Origin of the sequence: Comamonas suwonensis (genome assembly GCF_012844455.2) — a bacterium.
Taxonomy (GTDB): domain Bacteria; phylum Pseudomonadota; class Gammaproteobacteria; order Burkholderiales; family Burkholderiaceae_C; genus Comamonas; species Comamonas suwonensis.
Window position 1 is genome coordinate 97,231 of sequence record NZ_JABBCQ020000010.1, and the last position, 22,594, is coordinate 119,824.

The 22,594-nt window shown below is 58.7% G+C and carries 20 protein-coding genes; 8 read left to right on the forward strand and 12 right to left on the reverse strand.

What is annotated here, in order from left to right:
- Positions 1–242: 242 nt before the first annotated feature.
- The 3 genes from phbB to HF327_RS12955 all read right to left on the reverse strand — a co-directional run bounded on the left by phbB (position 243) and on the right by HF327_RS12955 (position 4,426).
- On the reverse strand, positions 243–980 hold the full coding sequence (gene phbB / locus HF327_RS12945; RefSeq protein ID WP_198460564.1) for an acetoacetyl-CoA reductase: 738 nt from the start codon (positions 978–980) through the stop codon (positions 243–245).
- 244 nt (positions 981–1,224) lie between these two features.
- Positions 1,225–2,406 carry an acetyl-CoA C-acetyltransferase gene (locus HF327_RS12950; protein ID WP_198460565.1) on the reverse strand — a complete coding sequence of 394 codons (1,182 nt, stop codon included), beginning with the start codon at positions 2,404–2,406 and terminating at the stop codon, positions 1,225–1,227.
- Between the two features lie 130 nt (positions 2,407–2,536).
- Positions 2,537–4,426, reverse strand: coding sequence for a PHA/PHB synthase family protein (locus HF327_RS12955; RefSeq protein ID WP_198460566.1), 1,890 nt, complete (start codon positions 4,424–4,426; stop codon positions 2,537–2,539).
- Between the two features lie 203 nt (positions 4,427–4,629).
- Here HF327_RS12955 and HF327_RS12960 point away from each other — a divergent pair, with 203 nt between their 5' ends.
- A complete protein-coding gene (locus HF327_RS12960; RefSeq protein ID WP_198460567.1) occupies positions 4,630–4,956 on the forward strand; it encodes a hypothetical protein in 327 nt (108 codons plus the stop codon).
- Here HF327_RS12960 and HF327_RS12965 read toward each other — a convergent pair.
- Positions 4,873–5,793: a polyphenol oxidase family protein gene (locus tag HF327_RS12965; RefSeq protein WP_236024175.1), complete on the reverse strand. Its 921-nt coding sequence runs from the start codon at positions 5,791–5,793 to the stop codon at positions 4,873–4,875. The two genes, HF327_RS12960 and HF327_RS12965, sit on opposite strands and share 84 nt — an antisense overlap.
- 10 nt (positions 5,794–5,803) lie before the next feature.
- On the reverse strand, positions 5,804–6,469 hold the full coding sequence (gene maiA / locus HF327_RS12970; RefSeq protein WP_198460569.1) for a maleylacetoacetate isomerase: 666 nt from the start codon (positions 6,467–6,469) through the stop codon (positions 5,804–5,806).
- Between the two features lie 161 nt (positions 6,470–6,630).
- Here maiA and HF327_RS12975 point away from each other — a divergent pair, with 161 nt between their 5' ends.
- From HF327_RS12975 to HF327_RS12985, 3 genes are all read left to right on the forward strand, one after another.
- The gene (locus tag HF327_RS12975) at positions 6,631–7,326 is read left to right on the forward strand and encodes a fumarylacetoacetate hydrolase family protein (protein ID WP_198460570.1); all 696 of its coding nucleotides are present in this window, start codon (positions 6,631–6,633) and stop codon (positions 7,324–7,326) included.
- Between the two features lie 149 nt (positions 7,327–7,475).
- Entirely contained in the window at positions 7,476–8,036 is a 561-nt protein-coding gene (locus HF327_RS12980; RefSeq protein ID WP_198460571.1) for an NUDIX hydrolase, read from the forward strand.
- A gap of 342 nt (positions 8,037–8,378) precedes the next feature.
- Entirely contained in the window at positions 8,379–10,847 is a 2,469-nt protein-coding gene (locus tag HF327_RS12985) for a putative bifunctional diguanylate cyclase/phosphodiesterase (protein WP_198460572.1), read from the forward strand.
- Between the two features lie 88 nt (positions 10,848–10,935).
- Here HF327_RS12985 and HF327_RS12990 read toward each other — a convergent pair whose 3' ends face one another.
- The 6 genes from HF327_RS12990 to HF327_RS13015 all read right to left on the reverse strand — a co-directional run bounded on the left by HF327_RS12990 (position 10,936) and on the right by HF327_RS13015 (position 17,810).
- Positions 10,936–13,467 carry a YgiQ family radical SAM protein gene (locus tag HF327_RS12990; RefSeq protein ID WP_198460573.1) on the reverse strand — a complete coding sequence of 844 codons (2,532 nt, stop codon included), beginning with the start codon at positions 13,465–13,467 and terminating at the stop codon, positions 10,936–10,938.
- Between the two features lie 295 nt (positions 13,468–13,762).
- On the reverse strand, positions 13,763–14,305 hold the full coding sequence (locus tag HF327_RS12995) for a PepSY domain-containing protein (RefSeq protein ID WP_198460574.1): 543 nt from the start codon (positions 14,303–14,305) through the stop codon (positions 13,763–13,765).
- Positions 14,306–14,525: 220 nt separating this feature from the next.
- Positions 14,526–14,717, reverse strand: a complete 192-nt coding sequence (locus tag HF327_RS13000; protein ID WP_198460575.1) for a DUF2783 domain-containing protein — start codon at positions 14,715–14,717, stop codon at positions 14,526–14,528.
- Positions 14,718–14,728: 11 nt separating this feature from the next.
- On the reverse strand, positions 14,729–16,426 hold the full coding sequence (locus tag HF327_RS13005) for an FAD-dependent monooxygenase (protein WP_198460576.1): 1,698 nt from the start codon (positions 16,424–16,426) through the stop codon (positions 14,729–14,731).
- Positions 16,427–16,611: 185 nt separating this feature from the next.
- On the reverse strand, positions 16,612–17,511 hold the full coding sequence (locus HF327_RS13010) for a helix-turn-helix transcriptional regulator (RefSeq protein WP_198460577.1): 900 nt from the start codon (positions 17,509–17,511) through the stop codon (positions 16,612–16,614).
- A 131-nt stretch (positions 17,512–17,642) separates the two neighbouring features.
- On the reverse strand, positions 17,643–17,810 hold the full coding sequence (locus HF327_RS13015) for a hypothetical protein (RefSeq protein ID WP_198460578.1): 168 nt from the start codon (positions 17,808–17,810) through the stop codon (positions 17,643–17,645).
- 189 nt (positions 17,811–17,999) lie between these two features.
- Here HF327_RS13015 and HF327_RS13020 point away from each other — a divergent pair, with 189 nt between their 5' ends.
- Entirely contained in the window at positions 18,000–18,605 is a 606-nt protein-coding gene (locus HF327_RS13020; protein WP_198460579.1) for an IMPACT family protein, read from the forward strand.
- 48 nt (positions 18,606–18,653) lie between these two features.
- Here HF327_RS13020 and HF327_RS13025 read toward each other — a convergent pair whose 3' ends face one another.
- Positions 18,654–19,160, reverse strand: a complete 507-nt coding sequence (locus tag HF327_RS13025) for a DUF6882 domain-containing protein (protein WP_198460580.1) — start codon at positions 19,158–19,160, stop codon at positions 18,654–18,656.
- Between the two features lie 157 nt (positions 19,161–19,317).
- Between HF327_RS13025 and HF327_RS13030 the strand changes: the two genes are divergently transcribed.
- The 3 genes from HF327_RS13030 to HF327_RS13040 all read left to right on the forward strand — a co-directional run bounded on the left by HF327_RS13030 (position 19,318) and on the right by HF327_RS13040 (position 22,583).
- Positions 19,318–20,553, forward strand: a complete 1,236-nt coding sequence (locus tag HF327_RS13030) for a lipase family protein (protein ID WP_198460581.1) — start codon at positions 19,318–19,320, stop codon at positions 20,551–20,553.
- 102 nt (positions 20,554–20,655) lie between these two features.
- Positions 20,656–21,798 carry a winged helix-turn-helix domain-containing protein gene (locus tag HF327_RS13035; protein ID WP_198460582.1) on the forward strand — a complete coding sequence of 381 codons (1,143 nt, stop codon included), beginning with the start codon at positions 20,656–20,658 and terminating at the stop codon, positions 21,796–21,798.
- 203 nt (positions 21,799–22,001) lie between these two features.
- On the forward strand, positions 22,002–22,583 hold the full coding sequence (locus HF327_RS13040) for a peroxidase-related enzyme (RefSeq protein WP_198460583.1): 582 nt from the start codon (positions 22,002–22,004) through the stop codon (positions 22,581–22,583).
- The last annotated feature ends 11 nt before the right edge of the window (positions 22,584–22,594 follow it).

Below are 22,594 nucleotides of genomic sequence, written 5' to 3' on the forward strand. Positions count from 1 at the left end.
GCCAGGTGCCAAGGCAGTCGGCACTGACAGGCCACTGAAACACAAGCCTCACTGCCGCTCTGCAAGCCACCTCAACGTGGCACAACCGCCAAAACCCGCAAGAATCATTTCTGCGGGTTTTGTCATTTCTGCATCTGATTCACCGCATTTAAGTCTTTTAGACCTCTAGCGCTTACATAACCAGCGCAAGCAGCTACAAAAAAAGGAGCCGAAGCTCCTTTTTGTTCAATGCCTGAAAAGGCTTAGTGCATGTGCAGGCCGCCGTTGACGGAGAAGTCTGCACCGGTGGAATAACCACCTTCATCTGAAGCCAGCCACGAAATAATCGAGGCGATTTCAGAAGGCTCACCCAGACGCTTGACGGGCACGCCCGACACGATCTTGTCCAGCACATCGGGGCGAATGGCCTTGACCATGTCGGTACCGATATAGCCGGGGCTGACCGTATTCACTGTCACACCCTTGGTCGCCAGCTCTTGCGCCAGCGCCATGGTGAAGCCATGCATGCCGGCCTTGGCTGCCGAGTAGTTGGTCTGACCGGCCTGGCCCTTGGCGCCGTTGACCGAGCTGATGTTGATGATGCGACCCCAGCCCTTTTCCGACATGTCTGCCACCACTTGCTTGGTGACGTTGAACATGGAGTTCAGGTTGGTTTCAATGACTTGCTTCCAGTCGTCTGGAGTCATCTTGATGAACATGCGGTCACGTGTGATACCCGCGTTGTTCACCAGCACATCAATGTTTCCATGCTCGGCCTTGGTCTTTTCAAAGGCTTCAACGGTGGACTCCCAGTCCCCTACGTTGCCGACCGACGCATAAAACGTGTATCCCAAATCCGCTTGCTCTTTCAACCACTTCTCGGCATCACGCGATGGGCCGCAGCCCGCGATGACCTTGAAGCCGTCTTTGTGCAAACGCTGGCAGATTGCGGTCCCGATGCCGCCCATGCCACCTGTGACGTACGCTACTTTCTGACCCATTCATCTCTCCTGTCAATCAATCAATGGTTATTTCACGATCACTATTGGCAATAAACATTCTTAGTTTTTGTTTATCGCCATGGACGCCACACACCCTGCACGCTGGCCATTCCAGTATGCAACGTGGTTCGTCCGAATGCGCCCGCAACAGCTTTTTTTGCCTCGTGATCTTCCCTTAGGTAGATACTAAGTGACCGTTAGCGGGCAGCTCAGACCACGCCAGCTGGCGTGCTCTCAAACAGGGTTAGCAGGCTTCGACAGCCATGGCGACGCCCATGCCGCCGCCAATGCACAGACCCGCCAAGCCCTTCTTAGCGCCGCTGCGCTGCATCTCATGCAACAAAGTCACCAGAATGCGGCAGCCAGATGCGCCGATAGGGTGACCAATGGCGATCGCACCGCCGTTGACGTTGACCTTGGACTTGTCCAGACCCAGCTCGTTGTTCACGGCGCAGGCCTGAGCAGCAAAAGCTTCGTTCAGCTCGAACAGGTCCACATCGGCAGCCTTCCAGCCGGCGCGATCCAGCGCCTTGCGGGCGGCATAGATGGGACCCAGCCCCATGACTTCAGGAGCCAGGCCGCTGGTGGCGTACGAGACGATCTTAGCCAGAGGCTTCAGGCCTAAAGCCTTGGCCTTGGCAGCAGTCATCACCACCACCGCAGCTGCGCCGTCGTTCAGACCGGATGCATTGCCTGCTGTAACCGAGCCGGCCTTGTCGAAGGCGGGGCGCAACGTGGCCAGCACATCGGCATTGGTCTTGCGGTTGATGTATTCGTCCGCATCAAAAACAACAGGGTCGCCCTTGCGCTGGGGAATCACCACAGGAACAATTTCGCTCTTAAACTTGCCTGCGTCCTGCGCAGCCGCCGCTTTTTGCTGGCTGGCCAGCGCCAGCGCATCTTGCTGCTCGCGGCTAACGCTCTTTTCCTTGGCAACGTTCTCAGCGGTAATGCCCATGTGGTACTGGTTGTAGACGTCCCACAGGCCGTCGACGATCATTGTGTCGACCATCTTCCAGTCGCCCATGCGCTGTCCATCACGCGAACCGGGCACGGCGTGGGGAGACAGGCTCATGTTTTCCTGACCACCGGCCACCACAATTTCGCTGTCGCCCGTGGCCACAGCCTGCGCGGCCAGCATCACGGCTTTCAAACCAGAGCCGCAAACGGCATTGATCGTCAGCGCAGGCGTTTCCTTGGCAATGCCAGCAGCCATCATGGCCTGGCGAGCGGGGTTCTGGCCCACGCCAGCCGTGAGCACCTGGCCCATGATGACTTCGCCCACTTGATCCTTGTCCACATTGGCGCGCGCCAAGGCTTCGGTAATCACGGTTGCACCCAGCTGGGTTGCAGGAATCTTGGCCAAAGAGCCACCAAACTTGCCCACCGCCGTACGCACGGCGGAAACGATAACGATGTCTTCCATTGCTGACGAACCTTTCTAGGTTTCTTACAAGTGATGCATGCTGCGGGCCGCTTTTTGTTCATCGCAAAACCCGCATCCTCTTATCTACCACAGTGCTATTGCAGCACTGTGGCATGAAGCCGTAGCGCCTTCAAACTTTGGCCAAAACGTAGCGACCCGGCGCATCTTCGATCGCGGCATAGGCTTTGGCACGACCATAGTTCTTGGGGGCCGCGACTTGCTTGCCTGCATGGCTGCCCAGCCAGGCGCTCCAGTCCGTCCACCAGCTGCCAGGGTACTCCGTCGCCCCTTCCGTCCAGTCGTCAAACGTCGCCGGGAATTCACCATCCTCACGCAACCAGTGACTGCGCTTGTTCTTGGCAGGCGGGTTGATCACGCCTGCAATGTGGCCCGAAGCCCCCATGACAAAGCGCAGGTCGCCACCCAGTACCTGGGTCGAGGCATAGGCCGTGCTCACCGGCACGATATGGTCTTCACGCGAGCCATACACATAAACAGGCAGCTTGACCGCGCTGATGTCCACCGTCTCGCCGCACACCGTCAGCGCGCCGGACTTGGTCAAATTGTTTTCCAGATAGAGGTTGCGCAGATACCAGGCGTAGAACGGACCAGGCAAATTGGTCGAGTCGCTATTCCAGTACAGCAGGTCGAACGGAGGCGGTGTCTCGCCCTTGAGGTAGTTACCCACCACATAGTTCCAGACCAGATCATTGGGGCGCAGAAAGCTGAAGGTCGAGGCCATGTCCTGGCCCTTCATCAAGCCACCCTTGCCCATTTGCATCTCGCGCAGGCGCACCATGTTTTCGTCGATAAAGATATCAAGAATACCGGTGTCACTAAAGTCGAGCAGCGTGGTCAGCAGCGTCATGCTGGCCACCGGGAAAGGTGTGACCTCGGTTTTAACCGTGGTCTTGCTGGTCGTCTTGGCCGCAGCGCTGCGGCTACGAGTGGGCTTGACTGCAGGCTGACCATGCTCACGGGTATAGCGTGCTGTCAGCACCGCCATGGCCGTGGTCAGCATGGTGCCGCCCACGCAAAAGCCCAGCACGTTGATTTGCGGCACAGCGCAAATGTCCTGCACCGTGCTGACGGCCTTAAGCACGCCGTTCTCGATGTAATCGTCCCAGGTCGCGCCGCTCAGACTCTCGTCTGGGTTGCGCCAGCTGACCACAAACGTGTGATGCCCTTCGCTGACCGCGTAGCGAATGACGGAGTTGTCAGGCTGCAGATCCAGAATGTAGAACTTGTTGATGCAAGGGGGCACCATCAAGAACGGCTTTTCATAGACCTTGGTCGTCAGCGGCTTGTATTCGATGAGTTGGAACAGCTCGTTCTCAAACACCACCGCGCCTTCGGTCGTAGCCACGTTCTTGCCCACGGTGAACAAACTCTCGTCCGTCATCGAAACATGGCCTTGACGCATGTCAGCCAGTAGATTCGAAATCCCCTGAGCCAGACTCTCGCCCTTGGTCTCGACAATCTTGTTCAGTGCATCCGCATTCAGCGCCAGAAAATTGCTGGGTGCCATGGCAGCCACCCATTGCTCTACGGCAAAGCGCACGCGGCTGCGGGTTTTGTCGTCACCCTGCACGGCTTCGGCCATGCCGGTCAGCATGCGGCTTCCCAGCAGATAGTTGGCCGCGGCCATGGCTGCTACGGGGTTGGCGCTCCACTCGGGCTTGGAAAAGCGCTTGTCTTTGGCCAGCATGGCCTGTATCGTCTGAGCGTCGCTCAAAGACTGAAAAGCTTTGACATATTCCTGCTGCAAGCTTTGCAGCTTGGGGGCGTCAAACTGCACCGACTGACCGGCAGCGCCCGCCGTTTGCGGCATGGCAGATTTCAGCGCTTCCATCATCCCGCCCCATGACTGGGGCACACCACCCAGACCGGGCATGCTGGCCAGGCCTGCAGGGGCGCTTGCCTGCAATTGCTGAAGCGTCTGGAGGCTTTTGCCCCACTGCTCCTGCCAGAATTGTTGAATAGATTGGCCTGCTTGGCCCCAGCTCGGGTCAAAATTCATGCTTACATCCTCATCAAGGCAAGCGACCGGCGATCTCAGGGTCAGGGACGCTTGCGGAATCTGCAATACGGCTCACACGGCGGGATTGTCACCTATGCGCCAGTCAGTTCTGACGAGAATTTTTGGCATTTCGCCGATATGAAGCCGTTTTGACACAAACAACACATGCACCCGTTTCAGGGCTGGTGCTTTATGGGAGCTCCATGTACCTCGTTGCAATCGCCTGGATGTACGTTGTCGTGATGATGACAATTGCCGAAGCGGCCAGCCCCGGCGGCACCCTGCTGGGTGCGTTTTTTACCTTGCTGCTTTATGGTCTGCTGCCGCTTTCCATCCTGCTCTATATCCTGGGAACCCCGGGCCGCAAGCGCCGTATCAAAGCCCTGCAGGAGCAGGAAGCACTAGCTGCAGCGCAGGCCACAGCAAGTGCCAATCCAGGCTCTCAATCAGGCATCTCGCCAGATGCTGGCGGCCAGTCGCCCGCTGCTTCCCAAACGCCCCGCATCGCGCCGGTGCGAGAAGAAACGTGATGCATTGCTGACCGTGCACCAGGGCTTTCCGCCATCGTTGCCAAAGATGGCAGTCATGCCCAATGCCTTAAGCCGTTGATGTGCAAGTAGCGGCAAATTGGCCAAATATTTGGTATTAAGTCCTGATATAGGTACAAAACATTGGGCAGCAGCGGGGTCATGGGACACAAAGATGTCGCGGACTTCAGCGCCCACCTCAAAAAACTCAGGACCAATGCAAGGACCTAGCCAGACCTGCGTGTGGGCCGCAATCTGACTCACTTCTTTTTTAATAGCTGGTAGCGCTTTCTGCGCTTGCACTTTCTGGCAAAAAGACTCAAAAAGACTCTCCAGCACGCCCCCTGCCAAGGGACCATCAGCCGTGGCTCTTGAAGGCGGCATACCCGCCAGCCCGCGCCAGCCAGCATGGGCCGCACCCACGATCAGCCCCGAGTCATGGGCCAGCAGCACCGGCAGGCAGTCTGCCACCATGATGGTGCAGACCACGCCAGCGTCGTCCGTCACACAGGCATCAAACGCTGCACCATTAGAGTGGGCGATGTTGCTTGCATCCAGCGCCAGCACATCCACACCATGCACCTGCTGCAAAAATGCGGTGCTGGCACCGGGGGTCTGCGACTGGATGGCGGCGCTGAACAGCTCGCGGTTGCGGTGTACATGAGCTGGATCATCACTCACATGGTCGCCCAGGTTCATGCTGCCCCAGGGCTCCTGGCTCACCCCGCCCTCACGGGAAGTACAGACAGCATGCACACCCGGCACAGGGGGCCAGTCAGGAATCAGCCATGACTCTGGCCATGCCTCTGTGCATTCTGGGTGGTTTTGCTTGTCCGTCATGGCTCGCCGATCACTCCGCATCAGGGCAGGTCGATGGATGAGCCTGCTGAAAGGCGGGCAGCGCATTGCAACGCTCCATCACGCCCATCAGGCGCGGCAATCCATCCAGATTGATGTTGAAACGCTGGGCGTTATAGATTTGCGGAATCAGGCAGCACTCAGCCAGCGTCGGTGTGCCGCCCCAGCAAAACAGCGAGGCAGGCAGGCCAGCAACCTGGCGCTCCGCATCCAGCAGCGCCAGCTGACGCTCAAAAGCTTCCAGCCCTGAACGCGCCCAGTGGGCGTACCACTCCGTCTTGACTTCATCGCTCACGCCAACCTTGTGTACCAGATACTTGAGCACGCGCAGATTGTTGAGCGGGTGAATCTCGCAAGCCACCATCTGTGCCAGCGCCCGCACATGGGCTCGGCCTAGCGCATCGCCCGGCAGCAACGGCGTTTCGGCATGGGTCTCATCGAGATATTCGATGATGGCCATGGACTGAGTCAGCCAGTGCCCCTCGTCTGTGACTAGTGCCGGCACCAGCGCATCGCCCACATGGGCTGCATAGGCCTGCGCCTTTTGCTCGCCGCGCACTAAGTGCACGGGCACAGATTCATAAGGCAGGCCTTTGAGTTGCAGCGCAATGCGCACGCGATACGAGGCGGATGAGCGAAAGTAGGTATGCAGCTTCATGATCTATGCAGCATAGCGCGAGCCGCGGCAGCAACAAGGCTGTTGAGGGCCGCATACGTAATAGCCGACATACGCCAGGCATCTGCCCGACCAGCGCCGTGGCACACTGTTTGCCACATCAAGCCATGCTGATTTCAGCGCGTTTTCCTGTAGAGGACTTCATGAGTTACGTGTTCAATCCCCCTGCCGTTACCAGTCTGCCTGTTGTGGGCCGTGGCGAGCGTTTTCCCATCCACCGTATCTACTGCGTGGGCCGCAACTATGAGGATCACGCCAAGGAGATGGGCTTTACTGGCCGCGAGCCGCCCTTCTTCTTCATGAAGCCTGCCGATGCCGCCGTGCCGGTAGATGCGGACAGCACCGCGCAGATCGCCTACCCCACGCTGACGCAGAACCTGCACCACGAAATCGAACTGGTCGTTGCCATTGGCAAGGCTGGCAAGAACATCAAGGCCGCCGACGCACTGCAGTACATCTATGGCTACGCCGTGGGCCTGGACATGACACGCCGCGACCTGCAAAACGAAATGAAGAAGCAGGGCCGCCCATGGTGCATTGGCAAGGCATTCGAGCAGTCAGCCCCCATCGGCGCCATCACGCCTGCAGATCAGGCCTGTGACATCGTCAATGCCGAAATTTCTTTGCAGGTCAACGGTGCAGACCACCAGCGCAGCCATATCAACAAGCTGATCTGGAACATTGCCGAAACCATCGAGCATCTGTCAGCCGCCTGGGAACTGCAGCCCGGCGACCTGATCATGACCGGCACCCCCGAAGGCGTGGCCGCTGTGGTCAAGGGCGATGTGCTGGAAGGCGCTGTGACCGGTCTGTCTCCCATCAAGGTACATATCGCCTGAAAAATCTGAGCATGCGGCTGAGTGCTCCAGCATTTAGCGTGTCTTGCACACCAAGGGAGTCAACCGAGTCAACGGTTTGACTCCCTTTTTAATAGCTGATTGCGCAGAATCCACCTGCGCTAGCGGTCTGATTTGCTTATAGTTGCGAAATGATTTTCCGCAACCCCATCAAGTTCTGCCGCAACTGCGGCACCGCAGTCACCTACCGCGTTCCTGACGATGGGGACACGCGCGAGCGTGCTGTTTGCCCGGCGTGCAACACCATCCACTACGAAAATCCGCTCAACGTCGTCGGCACCCTGCCAGTCATGGACGACGGCCGCGTGCTTCTGTGCATGCGCAACATCGAGCCGCGCCGGGGCAAATGGACCTTACCTGCTGGCTTTATGGAACTGGCCGAAACCACCGCCGGTGGCGCTCAGCGTGAAACCGATGAAGAAGCCGGTGCCGATATCGAGATGGGCAAGCTGTTCTCCATCATCAACGTGCCGCAAGTCGGTCAGGTGCATTTCTTCTACCTGGCCCGCCTCAAAAGCGCGCAGTTCTACCCCGGCCCCGAGACCATGGAAGCCCAGTTGTTTTCCGAAGCTGACATTCCTTGGGAAAACATTGCCTTTAGAACAGTCAAAGTCACGCTGGAGCGCTTCTTTGCTGACCGCAAAGCAGGCCTGCTGGAGCAACCCCAAGTGCACGCCATCGACCTTGCTTAAAGAGCAAACAGCACGGTGAAGCACATCTAATTCACAGGTTGAATGCGCAACTCTTATGCACAGTCTTGGGAAAACTAGAGCATTTGTCTTACGTGAAATTCACTTTTGCAGGCTAAAAATTACTTATTCATACATTTTGCCGACTGATTAGCCTGCATTATTTTTGATGTTTCAAGAGTCTCTACACATGAGACTTGGGTCATTTAAAGGGTTCCGGGGAGTTATTGGCCGGTTATAGATATTAGGTATCTCGGTCTTTTGATTCAGCGCAGTCAATCAATGCCAGCCACCTCTGTAATGTCTGATTTTTTCATTCAAAGCTAACCCATTCAATGAGGCGTCATGAAGGCATCCATAAGCCCCACACTGAAGTCTCAAAAACTGCTGCAGCGCATCTGGGCCGTTACGCTCCTGGTGCTGATCCTGATGCTCAGCGCCAGTTGCAGCTTTTATCTGCTTTCAGCCGTGCGCGGCTTTGTCAACGGCGAGAGCCTCTGGTCCAAGGCGCAAAAGGATGCGATTTACTCTCTCTCCCGCTATGCTGACGAAGGCAACTCAGCCGATCTAGCGCGTTATGAAAAGGCTTTACTCGTCCCTCGCGGTGACGCCGATGCACGCAATGCCCTCTACAACACGCCGCTGCGCCTTGACCTGGCGCGCAAAGGCATAGAGCAGGGTCAAAATCATCCCGATGATGTCAACAGCCTAATCTGGCTGCTGCGCACCTTTCGCTACTTCCGCTGGGTGCAAGAACCCGTGGCCTACTGGACCATGGGGGACCAGTACCTGGAGCAGCTTGACGCGCTGGCCCGTGAAATCAAACAGAGTTACGAGGTTGGCAGCGTCACCCCGCAAGCCATCAACACCTGGAAACGAGAGATTGATCTCATCAACCAAGGAGTGAGCGCCCTCACCCGTGCCTTCAGCGATTCTTTAGGCAAAAGCTCGCGCTCCATGGTTGTGCTGCTGGTCGCGCTCAATGGCAGCCTGGCACTGCTTTTAGTAGGCCTGTGGGTCTGGAACACCTGGAGACTGGTACAGCTGCGCGAGCAAATGGAAATCGGTATGAACACCGAAAAAGAGCGCGCCGAAACCACACTGGCGGCACTGGGCGATGCCGTCATCACCACCGATCAAAAAGGTGTTGTCAACTACATCAACCCCGCCGCCATCGGGTTGCTGGGTCTACAAAAGCAGAGCTATATCGGCAGGCCCATCAAGATGGTGCTGCAGTTCTACACCACAGACTCATCCTTCAACAGCGAATCCCTTTTGAACCAGCTGATGGGCGAAACCACAATCGTGCGTGATGAGCAAACCCACTGGGTGCGCCGCACCGATCACAGCATCGTTCCAGTCAAGGTGCTGGGCTCCACCATGCAGCACGAAGGCAACGCCACAGGTGCCGTCTTCGTGCTGCGTGACGTATCGCGCGAGCAGCAATACATGGACCAGTTGTCATGGAACTCACGCCACGACACGCTGACCGGTCTGGAAAACCGCGGTGAGTTTGAGCGCCATCTGCAAAAGCTGCTGACGCAAGGGCTGCACCAGGTCAAGCCCTGCGCCCTGCTCTATATCGATCTCGACCAATTCAAGCTCATCAATGAGACCAGCGGCCACTCCGCCGGTGATGAGGTGCTGTGCGAAGTCTCACGAATGCTGCAGCACAATCTTCGCGAAACCGATTGCCTGGCACGCATGGGCGGCGATGAGTTTGCCGTGCTGCTGGAAAACTGCCCGCCTTCCCATGTCTCCTCGATTGCCGAAAAACTGCGCACAGCCGCTCAGCAGCTGCAAATCACCTGGGGGGAAAAAACGCTGCGCACCGGCTTTTCGATTGGCGTCGTGCATATTCCCGGCGACTCAGCCAACGCGTCCGATCTGCTGCGCATGGCCGATATGGCCTGCTATCAAGCCAAGGAACGCGGACGCAACAAGGTCTTTTTCTACACTGCCGAAGACGGTATCCTCAGCCGCTACGTCAGCGAAATGGAATGGGCCACACGCATTCGCTCCGCACTTGATGAAGATCGCTTTTGCCTATATGCCCAGAACATTGCCCCGCTGCAGACCAGCAAGCAAAGCAACAAACACCGTGGCATGCACTTTGAAGTATTGCTGCGCCTGCGCGATGAAAACGGGCAGATTCTCGCACCCGGCACCTTTATTCCTGCGGCAGAGCGCTATGGCCTCATGCCAGCGATCGATCGCTGGGTCATCTCCCAGTCACTGCAGACACTGTCCCAGCAGCCGGTCTACGCCAAGGTGATCGACACCTGCTCCATCAACTTATCAGGCGCCAGTCTGGACGATGAAAACTTGCTGGAATTCATCAAAGCCCAGATGGTGGAGCACAACATTCCGCCCGATATATTGTGTTTTGAAATTACCGAAACCAGCGCCATTGGCAACCTCAGCAATGCAACCCGGCTGATTCAGGCCCTTCGTGCCATGGGCTGCCGCTTTGCGCTGGATGATTTTGGTGTGGGCATGTCATCGCTGACCTATCTGAAACAGCTGCCTGTGGACTATCTCAAGATCGACGGCGGCTTTGTGCGCGACATGCTCCAGGACAAGGGCGACTATGCCATGGTGGAGATGATCAACCGCATCGGTCAGACGCTGGGCAAAAAGACTGTCGCCGAATTCGTCGAAAGCCGCGAAATTGCTGAGGCCTTGATGCGCATGGGCGTGGACTATGTACAGGGCTATGCCATTGCCCGCCCCAAGCCTATGACCGCCGCGTACTTTGCCCCCACACAAGAAAACCAGCTGCCTCAGTGGTGCGGCACACTGGCTTTAAGCTAGCACGACCAATCTACTGAAGATCCGCTCTTCAAAATGCAAAAAAAACGACGCTTATACGTCGTTTTTGTTTTGTGGGCGTCCGCCCCAATCAGCGCGGCTTGCGCGATGTCTGAGCAGAAGAATTGCCAGATTTCGCTACAGGTTTAGTTGCAGCCTTGAAAGCCGACTTGGCCTTGCCAGTGACACCCGCACGCGGGGGCAGGCCTGTGTGCTGGCTCAGCATCTTGCCCGGCTTAGGCGCTGCAGTGCGGAAACGCACATCACCTTGCGGCTCGTTGTTTTCCTGCGTGCGGCGACGGACTGCCACCGCCTTGCCATCCTTATTGGTGGTGTAGCCCACACCAGCAGTGCTGCCGGTGCTATTTTTCTTACGAGCGCTCTGATAGCTGCCGTCCACCAAAGGCTGGAAGGTCGGAATCAGATGCTGCTTGCCGTTACCAATCAGGTCGGCGCGCCCCATGTGCTTGAGTGCGTCACGCAGCATGGGCCAGTTGTTTGGATCGTGGTAGCGCAAGAAGGCCTTATGCAAGCGGCGGCGCTTTTCACCGCGCACGATATCCACGCGCTCTTCCTGTTCGTCACGCATCTGGCGACGCACCTTAGTCAGGGTATTGCGGCCAGAGTGGTACATGGCCGTAGCCGTGGCCATGGGGCTGGGGTAGAAGGTCTGCACCTGATCAGCGCGGAAACCGTTTTTCTTCAGCCAGATGGCCAGATTCATCATGTCTTCATCGCTGGTGCCGGGGTGAGCGGCGATGAAGTAAGGAATCAGAAACTGCTTCTTACCGGCTTCTTCACTGAATTTTTCAAACAGCTGTTTGAACTTTTCATAGCTGCCGATGCCCGGCTTCATCATTTTGTTCAGCGGCCCAGCTTCTGTGTGCTCAGGCGCAATCTTCAGGTAGCCGCCCACATGGTGCTGCACCAGCTCCTTGATGTACTCGGGCGACTTGACGGCCAAGTCATAACGCAGACCGGAGCCAATCAAAATTTTCTTGATACCGGGTAGCTTGCGCGCACGGCGATAGATCTTGATAAGTGGCGCGTGGTCAGTATGCAGGTTCGGGCAGATGCCGGGGAATACGCAACTAGGCTTGCGGCAGGCAGCTTCAATCGTCGGACTCTTGCAGCCCAGGCGATACATATTGGCTGTGGGCCCCCCCAAGTCAGAGATGGTGCCGGTGAAGCCCTTGACCTTGTCGCGGATCTCTTCCAGCTCATGGATGATGGAGTCTTCCGAGCGGCTCTGGATGATGCGGCCCTCATGCTCGGTGATCGAGCAGAAGGTGCAGCCGCCAAAGCAGCCGCGCATGATGTTGACCGAAGTGCGAATCATCTCCCACGCGGGAATCTTGGTCGTGCCATCGTGGCTGCCGTTTTCGTCGGCATAGCTCGGATGTGGGCTGCGAGCGTACGGCAGGCCAAACACCCAATCCATCTCAGCGGTTGTGAGCGGGATGGGGGGTGGGTTCATCCACACATCGCGTGCGGTCGCGCCTTCGCCATGGGCTTGCACCAATGCGCGGGCATTGCCAGGGTTGGTTTCCAGGTGCAGCACACGGTTGGCGTGGGCGTACAGAACCGGGTCGCTCTTGACTTCTTCGTAGCTGGGCAGACGCAGCACGGTGCGATCACGCGGAGGCAGCTTGGATTTGCTGCGCAGCGACAGATTGGGCACGAACTGAATCGGCTGCACGTTGGCGACCGATGCACCTCCCGCCTTGTTCTGGCCGCTGGAGCATGCGGGGCCCATGGCCTCCTGTGCTTGTTGTCCTTGTGCTTTTTCGGCGTCGTCCTTGGAGCAGCTCTGGCCTTGTGCCTCGGCCTGCTCGCTGGTTGTCATATAGGGGTTGATGTGGGGTTCGACCTCGCCCAGCTCGTCCACGGTGGTCGAATCGACTTCGAACCAACCTTCCTCAGAAGCGCGGCGGAAGAAGGCCGTGCCACGCACATCGGTAATTTGCTCGACCGGCTCGCGTGCAGCAATACGGTGAGCCACTTCGACCAACGCACGCTCGGCGTTGCCATACAGCAAGATGTCGCACTTGCTATCCACCACGATGGAGCGGCGAACCTTGTCGCTCCAGTAGTCGTAATGGGCGATACGGCGCAGCGAACCTTCAATGCCGCCCAGCACGATGGGCACATCTTTGTAAGCCTCGCGGCAGCGCTGGCTGTAGACGATGGCGGCGCGATCCGGGCGCTTGCCGCCCACATCGCCGGGCGTGTAGGCGTCGTCGGAGCGAATTTTGCGATCAGCCGTGTAACGGTTGATCATCGAATCCATATTGCCGGACGTCACGCCCCAGAACAGATTGGGCTTGCCCAGTGTCTTAAAGGCTTCGGCGCTATTCCACTCGGGCTGGGCGATGATGCCCACGCGAAAGCCTTGCGCCTCCAGCACGCGGCCGATGACGGCCATGCCAAAACTGGGGTGGTCCACATAGGCGTCGCCCGTCACCAAAATAATGTCGCAACTGTCCCAACCGAGCTGCTCCATTTCCGCGCGCGTGGTCGGCAGAAATTTGGCCACACCGAAACGCTTGGCCCAGTACGGTTTGTAGCTGGTCAGCGGCTTGGCATCGCGCTGGAAAAAGGAAACGTCAACCGGGGCGTTCATGTGGATTTGTGGGCTGTAAGCCTGTACGGGAAAGAGCCCGCCAGTGTACTTTTCATGGCCCAGCCTTGCACGGGCAAGGTCTTGCAATCGCCGCTAGCGAACTATGTAATTCATAGCACTACGCGCCATGTATTGGCGCGATTTCCACGCTTAGGTATTCAAAACTGTTTCTAGGAAATCGCCACGCACTAATATATTAATAGCGCAAAACCGATCCACCCTGATGGCGCAGTCAGCAAAGACCAGGCCGCCAGAGCAGATTGGCAGCCCGGTCTCGCTACCGGTTCAAGACCAGTCAGTCCTTCTTGCTACCCGTGACCTGACCGGTCAGGGCATCGAGCTTGATCTTCATGACTTGGCCATCCGCCTGCAGCACCTTGACGCTATAGCTGGTCTTGCCCCAGTCGGAGTCCAGATCTGCTTCCACAGCCTTGCCAGCCGTATGGGCGGTCGCCGCAGCAATGGCCTGAATCAAGGACACCTTGGCTTCGCCGACCCGCTTCACATCCTTGTTCTTGGCCTTACCCTTGTTCTTGTACAGGGCCGCCTCGCCGTTGGTGGCATTGACATGCACATCCACCTCTTCATTCGCCGGGGTCAGCAGCTTGACTTCGTAATGCAAACCCGCTCCCTGCTGGCCATGACCATCCCTGTCCAACTCGGCTTCCACAGGTTTGCCCGGTACCGTTTGGGCGGCCTTTTCAATGGCCTGCTCCAGGGACAAACTGGCCTGACTGGTGAGGGCTTGCCATTCAGCCCCGGATTTAGCCAGAGCGGGCAATGCGGCTGCAGACAGCGACAAAGCGGCGGAAAGAGCGACTACGCGAAATGGATTCATGACTCGACTCCTACTGGTTGGTTAACAGTCTTCAATGTCCGATGCGCCGGCAGGTTCTGCCAGCCATAGACATATCCTAGGCTTTTTATCTAGGGACAGCTTGTACTGAATCAAGCATCCGAACCATCATGCCTCGAATTTCCAGGCTCGAAGAAACCACCGAAGCCCTCTCAAGCAAAAGGCCCGCCATAGGCGGGCCTCTGGTTCAAGCCAGTGAAGGCTACAAGTCACGCTGGGCAGCGGCCAGCATTTCAGCAAACCGACCAGCATTACCCAACTCATTGGCGGCCAGCAGCGCCAGCTTGACCAGCAGCAGCTCCGATTTTTCAGCGCCCACGGTGTCAATGGCGGTGGCCAGCTGGTCGTATACGGTTTCAAGGCCAGCGATATCCAGAGTGTTTGTAGTGTTCATGGTGATTCTCCTCAGGCGGGCAAAGCGGCTTTGAATGCAGCTTGCAGGCGATTGGCGTCCAGCGCCATCCAGCGCGCGCAGACATGCTGATCGGGGCGCAGCAGGTAGGCTGCGCCGTTGGCCATCACGCCGTAGCGGGTGCGGCAGCGGCCTTCGCTGTCATCCAGTACCACATCGGCACCATCAATAGCGGCCACGTTCTGGCTGCTTACCGCAATCAGTCGCACGCCAATGCGGCGTGCTTTGATGCCATCGATCACGGCACGCAGCTCGGCCGGGATGGCTGTGCCGTCGGTGAAGTACAGCAGGTCAAACCCGCCGCCCAGCTGGTCGAGCAGATAGCTGTCTGGCGCAAAGCGCACATTGACGGGCGGTGCGCCGTGGGCGGGGCCAGCTTTGAAAAGCAGGTTATCGTCACCCACGCTGTTAAGCGGAGACTGGGCATACTCATGCGGGCGCGAGGTGCGCCAGTGGTAGAGCGGGCCGACAAAGGGCTGGCTCAGCGACAGAGACAGCACGGCATCGCGCAGCAGCCTGAAACCGCGCGTGGGCGGTGCCATGAAGCGCGTGCTCTTGCCTGCTTCCTCCACAATCTCGCGGGCTGCACCCACGCGCTCGCTGCTATAGCTGTCCAGCAGCTTGCGGCTGGCCGCACCCTTTGCCACCAGCGCCAGCCGCCAGCCCAGCGCCTGCGCATCCTGAAACCCGGTATTGGCACCGCGCACGCCAAAAATGGGCAGCATGTGGGCCGCATCGCCCGCAAAAATCACCGAGCCGTGTACATAGTTCGGCAAGGTCAGCGCGCGGGCCGAATAGACCGAGCTCCAATCCATCTCCCAGGGCGTGCCGCCAAAGCCGATCATCTCCAGCTGGGCATCAATGCGCGCCTTGAGCGACTCGGGTTTGAGTGCGTCTTCGGGGTCTTCACCCGCAGGTAACTGATAGTCCACACGCCAGATACCGTGCGGCTCGCGGTGCATAAGGATGGTGTTGCCGGGATTCCACGTGGGGTCGAAAAATGCCAGACGCTCGGTGGGCAGCGGCAGGTCGATGCGGATATCGGCAATCACAAAGCGGCCTTCGTAAGACGCGCCTTCCATTAGCAGATTCATGGCTGTGCGGATACCCGAACGCGCGCCATCACAGGCTACCAGCCAATCAGCGCGCAGCTCATATAGGCCTTCCGGCGTATCGACTTCGACAAACGCCTGCTCGCCTTTCTGTTCGACCTTGTTGACACGATTGCCCCAGCGCACCTCGATCAGTGGGTTGGCTTCCACGGCTTCGACCAGATATTCCTCCAGAAACTGCTGTTGCAGATTGATCATGGGGAAGAAGCGGTCGTCATCGACTCGGGCATTTTCCATGCGGTACACACGCTGGCCGCGGTAAATGCTGTTGCCGTAGCACCAGGGCAAGCCGGTTTCGGTCACGCGATGAGCCACGCCCACCTGCTGCAAAATTTCCATGGAGCGGCGCGTAAACACAATGGCGCGGCTGCCTTCTGATACCTGCAGCTCCGATTCAAGCACCACACAGCGTTGGCCGTGGCGCGCCATTTCCAGTGCCGTGGTCAGGCCCACAGGGCCGGTGCCGACAATGACCACGGGGTGGTTCTGCTCACCCGGATGCTGAGACGCCAGCCACGGTTTGTGAACCTGGTACTGGTAATAAATGGAGCGGCGTGGCTCGGCGTAAGGCTGATGCATGTTTTTTGTCTCCGGGGCGCTGTTTTGATCCGGCCAGCGCACTCGGCACCCAAGTCACTGGCTTTGAGATGCAGTGTAGAAAAGCGGCAGCCCGCCCATGTCACCAAATGAGGACATGTTCTTGTGTCCACACCATTTCAAACAAAAAAAGCCCCTAGCCCTTTAAAAATAAGCGCAGGAAGCTATCAAAAATGAGAGTTTACGGCGTCCGCCGGCTCCATCAGCAAGGCAAATAGCTCTCTCTGGCCTTGTACGCCCAGCTTGGCGCAGACTCGCTTTACATAGGTGCGTGCACTGCTGACGGTAATGCCCAGCCGCTGTGCCAGCGCCTCTGCATCAAGCCCCTGCGCCAGCGCCCTGACAACATCCAGGTCACGCGGCGTCAGCTGCTCAAAACGACGCTGCAGCCGGGCCAGCACGAGCCCAACCAAGTCATCCTGCAGCGTCTGCCCCGCGTCATGCAGCCGCATGGCCTGCATGACCAGCGGCGCAAAGGCTTCAATCTGTGCAATGGCGGCAGCATCAAAGCGGCCATGCTCTTCACCCCGGTACAGGTTGACGGACAGCCAGCGCGCGTTTTCCTGCAGCATCAGCAGCGACAGCCGCTCGGCAATGTGCGGCTGGGTGTAGCACACATGGCGGTATTCGGGGTGCCGCACATCTTCCGGGGCTTGACGGTGCAACCACACACGTGGCTTGGCATGCGGGTCTTTGGCCAGCCGCGCCAGCTCCGTTTTCATAATGCGCTGCGAGCCATCCAGCCGGTAAAAGCGCTCACTGTAGTCCTGCGAGATCATGGGCAGCGCACCTGTTCGCGCTCTGTCGCCCATGCCCACCACGCGCGGCCGCGCCATGCCTTGAAATGAAAAAATGGTGCATTGGGCCAGTGGTACTTGGCGACCGAGTAAATGCAAGATCTGTTCCGCCACCGCATCGCTGCTGCCACCACTCAAGCTGCTCCGCCCCACCTTCTCCAGCATCGCCGTCACATCGGCCAGCGCCACAGGCAACACCGCCGTCTGCGCAGCGGCGGGCAGCAGCATCCAGTGGGAAGGATCAGCAAACGATGTGGTCGAGGCAATCATGGTCGGAAAACAGGCAGAGGCCGTGATTCTGACTGCACAAGCCGGTGCGTGACTGCAGATGCAAAAAACCGGCGATCCTTGCAGGGATCAGCCGGTTTGCCGGATGCCTCAGTTCAGAGGAGTTCAGTGGCTTACCACTCGCCTACATTGCGTATGCGTTGCAGCAGGTCCCATTCATCTTCAGGCGTGCTGGCCTGCAGGGGCTGAGCCTCCAGCAACTCCTGCGCCAGGGGCGGAGGGGTGAAATGCTCATGGCCAAACGTGTGTTCGCTCAGGGTCTGTGGCTGGGGAATGTTCATGACCGCCTCCTTTGCAAGTAGCTTAATCATGGGAGCTGCGCCAGCTTGTAGGAACCGGATTAACACCACTGTCGATCAAACCCCACAAGCCGCGTCGTCGTGTCATTAAAGCGTCATGACTGAAGCAATCCAGCAAACTGCGCCGTATCGGCAAGCGACCCAATCTTTGCGGTTATGCTGCCGCACGCTATGCCTCAGACTCTTCGTGCCCCTGCCTCCAGTGAACTGATCATCAAGAAAAGCCGTTTCATCGGTTGTGTGCAGCCGATGACGGACCGGGCCAGTGCGCAGGCTGTGGTCGATGCGCTGTGGCGCCAGCACCCGGGCGCTGCCCATGTTTGCTGGGCCTTGCTGGCGGGTGGGCAATCCGCCGCTGTCGATGACGGTGAGCCCAGCGGCACCGCAGGCCGCCCCATGCTGGATGTGCTGCGCCATCAGGACCTTGAAGGCGTGCTGGCCACTGTGGTGCGTTACTTTGGCGGCATCAAACTGGGCGCTGGCGGGCTGGTGCGCGCCTATACCGATGCGGTAGCGCAAGCGCTGCTGCAGGCCGAAAAAGTCACTATTCAGCGCATGCAGATATTGCAGTGCACAGCCCCTTATCCGCTGGAGGGGTTGATTCGCCGCATGGTGGATGCTGCGGACGGTGCCGAGTTGCTGCAGGTGGATCATGGCAGCGTAGTCACGTTCAAGCTGCAGATGCCGCAATCGACTGCAGACGCCTTCGTCAGCGCGCTCAACGAAAGCGGTCAGGGGCGTATCGGGTGGATCAAGCCAGACGCGCTTGAAGACTGACGCGAAGCCTGCAACCCACCCTGCCCCCACGCCTGCTTCTAGCAGGTCTCAATTCACCAGCGAGGACTGATCAACCGCCGCCTGCAAATGCAGCAGCGTGAAGTACAGCGTCACATCGCCTTGCTGATCAATAAACGTGCCCACGGCACGCTGCAGGCGGGCGGCGATGCACAGGCATTCCAGCGCCTCGGGGCGACCGCCGGGAATACGGGCCGTTGTCAACAGCGACAAATGGTTTTCACGCCCAAAGTCATGCACTACCTCCAGCGCTTCGCCATGCTGACGGGGAATCGCCTCATTGGCCCAGCTCCAGACAAAGCTGCCTTCTTCCTCGCTGCTGGTCCCTACCAGGCAGATGGTGGCGATCACCTCGTGCAACGGGCCTTGCAGCTCCAGCAAGGCCCGGTCCAGGTCCCAGCGGTACTTGGGGTTGGCCTGCAGGCCCAATTGCTGGGGCCATTCGGCATTACGGGCCTGCATCATTTCAACGGCCTCGCGGCTCCAGGCGGCCCAGTCAGTGGTCTGTTCTGCTGAAGGTTTTCCTTGTTCGCTCATCGCATATCCCTTGCTGTCAATGGGCTGCATTGTCGGGCAAGTGCGTCGGTCATGAAGCCAGCCTCTGCGTTTCTACCCACTTCATTCGGACGATTCAGCGCCCACTCGGCCCGCCACAGACTGCTCCAGCGCATGACAACCACACGGAGACTGATTCATGACCCCTGCCCCCACGAGAGTGACGCCACCGAAGCCCCTGCGCCACGCCATGGCCGCCCTGAGCCTGCTGGCTGCCAGTACCGTCCCCGCCGCCTTTGCCCAGCAAGTCAGCCCTCAAACACCGGGCCACATGCTGGCCATGGAGCCGTTGGCGCAAGCCTTCAGCCTGGCTGACGCCGCCAGCGCCCATGCCATCTGGTACTCATCCACCGATGGAATGGCCGCAGACCCAGCCAAGGCAGGCCAGCTTGTCACGTCCGGCGCGGTATTTCTGCCCAAGGGCACAGCGCCTGCGGGCGGCTGGCCTGTGGTGGCCTGGGCCCACGGCACAGTGGGGATTGGCGACAACTGCGCCCCATCACGCAACCCGCGCTCTGAGCGCGATGCCGAGTACCTCAACAGCTGGCTCAAAGAAGGCTATGCCATCGTCGCCACCGACTATCAAGGCCTTGGCACGCCCGGCCCCCACGCCTATCTGAACAGCCGTGCGGCGGCCCACTCCACGCTTGACTCCCTGCGTGCAGCGCTGAGTAACAAGGCATTACAACTGAGCGAAAAAATCGTCATCGTCGGCCAGTCTCAGGGCGCGGCAGCCGCCTTTGCCACGGCAGGCTTTGCTTCGGCTTATGCGCCAGAGCTGAAGATTCTGGGCACGGTTGCCACCGGCACGCCCCATTCCGGCAAGCTCACCAAAGACGGCAAAATTCAATACCGCGCCAGCCGTGCCGAGCAAGAGCGCGTGGACACCTCCATCGCCTACATCCTCTATATCGCCGCCGTCGCCAACCAGTCCGACCCCAGCCTGCCCGCCCAGTCCGTGCTGAGCGACAAGGGCCTTGCCGCCATGAAAGCCGCCGAGACCACCTGCGTGCAGCCCATGTTCGACGTGGTGAAAAACGAGCAGCTCAGTTGGACCAATACCTTCAAGACGGACTTCATGAGCTACTACGCCAAGCCCTTCAACCAGGGCAAATTCCCCACCCTCAAACTTGCCGCGCCCGTCTTTCTGGGCATAGGTGGAGCCGATGTGGATGCGCCCACACAGTTCCAGCAAGATCTGGTCGAGCAAAGCTGCGAGGCAGGCAGCATCGTCGAAGCGCATACCTATCCCGGGCTCGACCACTCCCAGACCGTCAACCGCTCCTTTCAGGACTCGCGCCTGTTTGCGCGCAAGCTGATTCAGGGGGAGGCAGTCAAAGGCAATTGCCGCGCGCACGCAACGGCCTCCCGATAAGCACGCAGGCCTTCGGGACACGATTAGGGCTCGATTTCACGGGATTGCATAAATAACTGTATTTATATACAGTTAAATGCTTTCAGCCACCCAAACACTGCCGTGCCCCACCCCATTGCGCTCACTTTTTTACAGCAGCTGGCGCTTTCACAGCAAGGGCTAGGCGCTCAATCCGCCTTTGGCAGCGGACTGGATGGAACGCTGCGCGCCATAGAGCATCTGGGCTATGTGCAGATTGACACTCTGTCCGTCATCGAGCGCGCCCACCACCATGTGCTCTGGAGCCGGGTGCCCGGCTATGCCCCTGAGCATCTCAACCAGCTCTGCACGCAGGGGCAGATTTTTGAATACTGGTTTCACGCAGCCGCCTACCTGCCCATGCGCGACTACCGCTTTGCCTTGCCGCGCATGCAGACCTTCCAGCGCGGTGAGAGTCCGTACTTCAAGAGCGTAGAGCCTAAGCTGATGGCCGAGATCCTGGCCCGCGTGCGCGGCGAGGGCGAACTGCGCAGCCGCGACCTCAAGGACCGCAACCAAGGCGCATGGTGGAATCAAGGCCCGGGCCGCCGCGCGCTGGACAAGCTCTTCATGCAAGGCGATGTCATGATCCGCGAGCGCAAAGGCATGGAAAAAATCTATGTGCTGCCCGAGCAATTGCTGCCTGCCGATACAGACTTAAGCGAGCCCAGCGTGCAAGAAATGGCCGCCCATCTGCTGGAGCAAGCCCTGCGCGCCCATGGCGTGGTGACCTGGACGCAACTCGTGCACCTGCGCACAGGTAAGGCGCTGCGTGCTGCCGTGCGTGAATTGCTGGATGCTCAAGTTGCAGCAGGCCATCTGATAAGCCTCACGGATTCGGCGCAGCCTGATACCTATCTCCAGCCCTCTGCACTGGCACCCAGCAGCCACCGCAAACCAGCGGACAAGGTGCAACTGCTCTCCCCTTTCGACAACGCCGTCATTCACCGCGACCGGTTGCAGCAGCTGTTTGGCTTCAACTACCGGCTGGAGAGCTACACGCCCGCCGCCAAGCGCATCTACGGCTACTTTTGCCTGCCTGTTCTGTGGCGCGGGCGCTTTGTGGGCCGAGTGGACTGCAAGGCCAACCGGACTACCAAACGGCTGGACGTGCTGAGCTTGCATCTGGAGACGGCCATTACCGCCGACGCGCGATTTACAGAGAAGTTGAATCAAGCCTTTCATGAACTGGCACTGTTTTGCGGCTGCAATCAGGTCCGGCAATGAGGGGCAATGCTTTTACCCTGCATCCCAGGGCTGCAGAAAAACTCCCAATTTGATAGCTTCCAGCGCTTGATACACAAGCTCTGGAAGCCAAAACCAATCAGATAGCAGCATCTGCAACGCAAACGACAGCTTTCGCGCGCCCACTCATGCCATGCTTGATCCGTGGAGCAAAGAGTCAAGACACCGCCAAGGAGACAAGACGCATGAAAAACCGCTACCCCTTTCCCGACCTGAGCAATCTGCCCGAAGACATCCAGCAGCGCATTACCGAGGTGCAGCAAAAATCCGGCTTTGTGCCCAATGTATTTCTGGCTTTCGCCCGCCGCCCGGCCGAATGGCGCGCCTTTTTTGCCTATCACGATGCCTTGATGCTCAAGGAAGAAGGCAGCCTGACCAAGGGCGAGCGCGAGATGATCGTCACCACCACCAGCGCCGCCAACCAGTGTCTGTACTGCGTGGTGGCCCACGGTGCCATCTTGCGCATCTACGAGAAAAAGCCGCTGATTGCCGACCAGGTCGCGGTCAACTACCGCAAGGCCGACATCAGCCCTCGCGAGCGCGCCATGCTGGACTTTGCGATGAAGGTCTGCCAGCGCAGCCAAGAGATTGACGACGCCGACTACGAAGCGCTCTACCCCCACGGTTTTGACGATGAAGACATCTGGGACATTGCCGCCATCACGGCGTTCTTCGGACTCTCCAACCGCATGGCCAGCTTTGCCGGCATGACACCCAACCCCGAGTTCTATCTGATGGGCCGCGTGCCGCGCGAGAAAAAAGCCTGAAATTTTTTCGA

What these genes read in the sequence shown, in the direction of transcription:
- HF327_RS13005 (WP_198460576.1), bottom strand. Translation starts at nt 16,426, where the DNA reads ATGCATCAGCCTTACGCCGAGCCACGCCGCTCCATTTATTACCAGTAC.
- phbB (WP_198460564.1), bottom strand. Translation starts at nt 980, where the DNA reads ATGGGTCAGAAAGTAGCGTACGTCACAGGTGGCATGGGCGGCATCGGG.
- HF327_RS13000 (WP_198460575.1), bottom strand. Translation starts at nt 14,717, where the DNA reads ATGAACACTACAAACACTCTGGATATCGCTGGCCTTGAAACCGTATAC.
- HF327_RS12995 (WP_198460574.1), bottom strand. Translation starts at nt 14,305, where the DNA reads ATGAATCCATTTCGCGTAGTCGCTCTTTCCGCCGCTTTGTCGCTGTCT.
- HF327_RS12950 (WP_198460565.1), bottom strand. Translation starts at nt 2,406, where the DNA reads ATGGAAGACATCGTTATCGTTTCCGCCGTGCGTACGGCGGTGGGCAAG.
- HF327_RS12975 (WP_198460570.1), top strand. Translation starts at nt 6,631, where the DNA reads ATGAGTTACGTGTTCAATCCCCCTGCCGTTACCAGTCTGCCTGTTGTG.
- HF327_RS12985 (WP_198460572.1), top strand. Translation starts at nt 8,379, where the DNA reads ATGAAGGCATCCATAAGCCCCACACTGAAGTCTCAAAAACTGCTGCAG.
- HF327_RS13015 (WP_198460578.1), bottom strand. Translation starts at nt 17,810, where the DNA reads ATGAACATTCCCCAGCCACAGACCCTGAGCGAACACACGTTTGGCCAT.
- HF327_RS12965 (WP_236024175.1), bottom strand. Translation starts at nt 5,793, where the DNA reads ATGACGGACAAGCAAAACCACCCAGAATGCACAGAGGCATGGCCAGAG.
- maiA (WP_198460569.1), bottom strand. Translation starts at nt 6,469, where the DNA reads ATGAAGCTGCATACCTACTTTCGCTCATCCGCCTCGTATCGCGTGCGC.
- HF327_RS13040 (WP_198460583.1), top strand. Translation starts at nt 22,002, where the DNA reads ATGAAAAACCGCTACCCCTTTCCCGACCTGAGCAATCTGCCCGAAGAC.
- HF327_RS13030 (WP_198460581.1), top strand. Translation starts at nt 19,318, where the DNA reads ATGACCCCTGCCCCCACGAGAGTGACGCCACCGAAGCCCCTGCGCCAC.
- HF327_RS12980 (WP_198460571.1), top strand. Translation starts at nt 7,476, where the DNA reads ATGATTTTCCGCAACCCCATCAAGTTCTGCCGCAACTGCGGCACCGCA.
- HF327_RS13010 (WP_198460577.1), bottom strand. Translation starts at nt 17,511, where the DNA reads ATGATTGCCTCGACCACATCGTTTGCTGATCCTTCCCACTGGATGCTG.
- HF327_RS13020 (WP_198460579.1), top strand. Translation starts at nt 18,000, where the DNA reads ATGCCTCAGACTCTTCGTGCCCCTGCCTCCAGTGAACTGATCATCAAG.
- HF327_RS12990 (WP_198460573.1), bottom strand. Translation starts at nt 13,467, where the DNA reads ATGAACGCCCCGGTTGACGTTTCCTTTTTCCAGCGCGATGCCAAGCCG.
- HF327_RS13025 (WP_198460580.1), bottom strand. Translation starts at nt 19,160, where the DNA reads ATGAGCGAACAAGGAAAACCTTCAGCAGAACAGACCACTGACTGGGCC.
- HF327_RS12960 (WP_198460567.1), top strand. Translation starts at nt 4,630, where the DNA reads ATGTACCTCGTTGCAATCGCCTGGATGTACGTTGTCGTGATGATGACA.
- HF327_RS12955 (WP_198460566.1), bottom strand. Translation starts at nt 4,426, where the DNA reads ATGAATTTTGACCCGAGCTGGGGCCAAGCAGGCCAATCTATTCAACAA.